The following is a 4,211-nucleotide window of genomic DNA, read 5'->3' as shown; positions in this document are numbered from 1 at the left end:
CGGCATACACGGCCATTGGCTTTTATGTTTTGCTGCAGATTCTGCCGATCTTCGATATCGACCTGAAACCGCTGCTGGCATCTGCCGGCGTCGTCGGACTCGGCATCTCTTTCGGCGCGCAGTCGATTTTTAAGGACATGCTGAACGGGATCTTCATCCTGCTGGAAGATCAGTTCAATGTTGGAGATTCAGTCAAGATGGCTGGGCTTACCGGAACAGTCGAAGACATGAGTCTGCGTTGCACCATTCTGCGTGACGGCGACGGAACCCAAAACATCATTCCCAACTCACAGATCACGACGGTCCAGAACCTGTCGCGCGACTACTCCGTCGCTTCGTTGCACGTAAGTGTCGACGCCAGCGAGAATCCGGACAAAGTCATGGAGCTGCTGGGCCAACTGGCGATGGAGGTCCGCAAAGACACCGCCTTCGCCCAGGTGACGATTGAAGATCCGAAGGTCTTGGGCGTCGACAAGATCAATGGCAGTGAGGTTCTCTACCTGGTGAATACCAAGGTTCGCGCCAACCAGAAGGATGGGGTACTACGCGAGCTGCGGAGGCGAATCCTGCTTGGCTTTGAGAAGAACCAGATTCGCCTGGGCATTCCTTCCAGTGCGGTCATCGTTAACGCGCAAGACCCTACACTTCCATCCGCACCCACCACGGTATTAGGTGGCGGGGATTAGAGCAATTCTCCTAATACTGTGGCGTTGGATAAATCTGCGAATGCCGTTTTCTTCGAAGGAAAACGGCGCAAACAGTCAAAGCTTCGCTCTACACCTTTAGGAAAAATGCACTAGCGCTCGGTTCAAAAGCTGCAGAAGACTCTCCGGATCGGCAACCGGCGGATGGCATGTTTTCGCCGCACAGACAATCGCAACGCTCTTCCCGGACTCAATGCCGGGCAGATTTGGGATCGTCTCCGCCAATGTCTCCGGAAGGGCGGAAAGCTGTGTGTAGGAGAGGCGGATGACGCTCTTGGAAACGGAGTAACGAGTCAGCGCCGCAGCCTCCAGCATCTTCGCGGCTTCATCGTCCCCCAGGATCACCACCTGGGCCGCCGGCTGTACCAAACGCTGCAGGGCCAGACCATAACTGGCCGCGTAGAGACCGAAGTGCTCCACAACACCACCGAAGATTTCCAGTGTGTCGAAGGCCATGTCCCGGTACTCCTGTTTCCCGGAGAGCTCTTCGAGCCGTACCAACAGCGAAGCCATGGTCGGATTCGCAGCCGGCGCCGGCGCATCCTGCAACGGCTTTCGGCGGGCTGAAAGCGCTCCGAGCGCCGGTTCGTCGGTAAGTGGGGTATCGAAGAACCCCAACCCCGTTGGATCCCAGAAGTTCGCGGCGACATACTCCGCCAGGCTTTTCGCTGCGAGGTAATACTTCAGGTTTCCGCTGCATTCCCATGCATCCAGGCAACATGTCGCGAGGAATGCATAGTCATCTACGGTCGAGGGGACATGCTTCCGCGCGGATGTCCCGTCAGCATAGGCGACGACGTGGGAGAGTCCCACCTCGGGGTTCCAGGCGTCTGCCAGAATCCGATCCAGTGACTTCAACGCGAAGGCAGTCACAGCTGGAATCGCCAATGCCCTGCCGGCAGCGATGTAGGCCGAGATCATCATGCCGTTCCAGCCGGTATAGATCGTCCGGTCAATATAAGGCGTCGGACGCTGCAACCGAGCTGCATATAACTTCTGCTTTGCGGAACGCAGGAGCGATGTTGCCTGCTCCGGTGGCATTCCCGCCCGCTGCGCCACCTGTCCCAGCAGATGCTTTACGTGGAGCACGTTTTTCGCAGGGTTGTGGTGCATGTCGCCCACATCGCCAATGTCGTAGAACGGAGCCGCAACGTTCAGCTCTTCGGCGGTGAGGACAGAACGGGCTTCGTCCAGCGTCCAGGTAAAGTAGTCGCCGTCGTCGTCCAGGTTGATATCGGCATCCTGGGAGGCGTAGAAGCCACCACGTTCGCGGTCAGAGAGCCAGGTATCGACCCACAGAATGGTCTCGCGCGCAACACGGGCAGCCTCCGGTTCAGCAAAACTCTGGAAGGCATGGGCGTAGTTTGCCAGCAGACCTGCATTGTCGTAGAGCATCTTCTCGAAGTGCGGAACGATCCACTGCTCATCCACTGAATAGCGATGGAAGCCTCCGGCGAGATGGTCATAGATCCCGCCCCGGGACATAGCGCTTAGCGTGCCGAGCGCTGACGCGGAGATCTTTTCGTCGGCGCCGGGACGAAGCGCGCTGTCGAGCAATAGATCGATTGCGGTTGAGTGCGGAAACTTGGGCTGAGAGCCGAAACCACCGTAGCGCTGGTCGTACATGCCGGTGATGGCGGAGGTGAGCTTGGTAGCCAGCTCCGCTGTGATGCGCGAGGAGCGACCGGAGAAGGTCTCATTATGCTCAATCGCCGCCATAACAGAAGCCGCGGAGTCGTCCACCTCATCTCGCTTCTGCTGGAAGGCAGAGGCCATGGTGAGGAGAACCCGCTGAAACCCAGGTCTGCCGAACTGGTCCTGCCGAGGAAAGTAGGTCCCGCCGAAGAAAGGCCTTCCGTCTGGTGTAAGGAAAGCGGTTAACGGCCAGCCTCCCTGCCCGCTGATCGCGGAGACGGCTGCCTGATAGCGGGCATCCACATCGGGACGTTCGTCCCGGTCGACCTTGATGGCGATGTAGTGCTCGTTAATGACAGCGGCAGTCTGATCGTTCTCATACGACTCACGATCCATGACATGGCACCAGTGGCACCACACCGCACCGATGTCGAGAAGAATCGGCTTATTTTGTTCCACGGCGAGCGCAAAGGCTGCGGGACTCCACTCATGCCACCGGACCGGCTGGTTGATGGCGGAACGAAGATACGCGGAGGCGGCAGATGCAAGGGCGTTCGGCTCGTGAGACATCGATTCTAGGATAGTTGGTTTACGGAATCCTTGTTCCGGTTCGCCCGCCCACGGTTTTCAGGGTGCTGAAAGTGACACGAGCGTGACAACCTCTGCAACGATCGAGCGTAGCCTCCTTAGACAACTGGGGACGCTTACGAATTTCCGTTGGGGATTGAATACTGAAATTCGCTGAGCGCTCTTTGGATGTTGAACCCTCTGCGGGCCGCCTCGCGCCGGGGCGGCCCTCTCTTATTTAGGGAGAAAGTTTAAGGAGAAAGCCCAGCCTGATGGCTGGGCTTTCGGCTATGTTCTTGGTGCTGGACTACTGCGGAGTAAGCGGCTTGGGCGGTTCCGGGTCCTTCGGAGCAGTCAGTCCAGGGATGACCGGAGCCTGATTGATGGTGCCGGTTGCAGCATCTGTAAGCGAGATGCCGTAGCGGTCCAGCGTATTTGCCAGCAACTGATAGAGCGAGGCGCGGTCACGGGCATAGGCTGCCGTCGACGAAATCAGGCTGTTCTCTGCCGTTGCGAGGTTACGCTCCTGCTGAAGAACGTTTGCTGTAGTTGAGGCGCCGAGACGGTACTTCTTCTGCTCGGAGTCCAGCGACTGCAGCTGGAAGTCACGGGCAGCCTGAGCTGCCTGTACCGCCGCGCGGTCATTGGTGAGTGCGAACTGCGCGTTGGTGACCAGCATGCGGATCTGCGTGTAGAGCTGCTGCAGACGCATCTGCGACTGACGAAGTTCCATCTGGGAACGCGCCTGGTCAGCCTGGGCGACACGATTGCGGATCGGGATATTGACCGAGAGGCCAACAGCCTTATCCGGATTTGTGGAGTTGAACAGATCCGAGAACGTACCACCGTAGCCACGTTGCGCGAGGCCCTGGCATCCGGTCTGCGCACCACCGGCGCAAACCGGGTTCCATGCGCCGCCGATTGCAGCGGCTCCGTAGAACCCGAAAACGTCAACCGTCGGCAGAAGACCGTTCTTTAGCGCCTTGATTGATATCTCGTTATTCTTCATGGCCAGCATGGCCTGTTCGATCTGCGGATTGTTGACGTAGGCCTGCTTCACCAGGTCTTCAATCTGCACATCCTCTTCCGGAAGACGGTCGAGACTGACGCGATCGGTCGGAATCACGGGAGCTGCGGCAACCTGAGGATCGTTGGTGTTGCGGGCAATCGCCTGCTTGATCAGCAGTTGCTGGTACTCGAGGTTCGACTGCGAGGTGATCAGCGCCTGTTTATCAGTCGAGACGGCAGAATCGGAATTCACGACATCGAGAGGAGCCAGAGTACCGATCTCAAGCTGCTTGCGAT

At 58.2% G+C, this 4,211-nt stretch carries 3 protein-coding genes; 1 reads left to right on the top strand and 2 read right to left on the bottom strand.

Translation table 11 applies throughout. The annotated features are described in order from the left end of the window. The coding region (locus AB4043_RS16620; protein WP_442307555.1) for a mechanosensitive ion channel family protein at window positions 1-686 on the top strand (686 nt) is incomplete at its 5' end. A gap of 96 nt (window positions 687-782) precedes the next feature. On the opposite strand, the gene AB4043_RS16615 is transcribed toward AB4043_RS16620, so the two are convergent. Both AB4043_RS16615 and AB4043_RS16610 read right to left on the bottom strand, forming a co-directional pair. After that, complete coding sequence (locus AB4043_RS16615; protein ID WP_442299615.1) at window positions 783-2,909, bottom strand: thioredoxin domain-containing protein; 2,127 nt, start codon at window positions 2,907-2,909, stop codon at window positions 783-785. A gap of 304 nt (window positions 2,910-3,213) precedes the next feature. Continuing rightward, on the bottom strand, window positions 3,214-4,211 hold a 998-nt coding region (locus tag AB4043_RS16610), incomplete at its 5' end, for a TolC family protein (RefSeq protein WP_442307554.1).

This window comes from Terriglobus sp. YAF25 (assembly GCF_052113305.1).
GTDB lineage: Bacteria > Acidobacteriota > Terriglobia > Terriglobales > Acidobacteriaceae > Terriglobus.
This window is presented reverse-complemented; position numbering and strand designations above follow the sequence as displayed.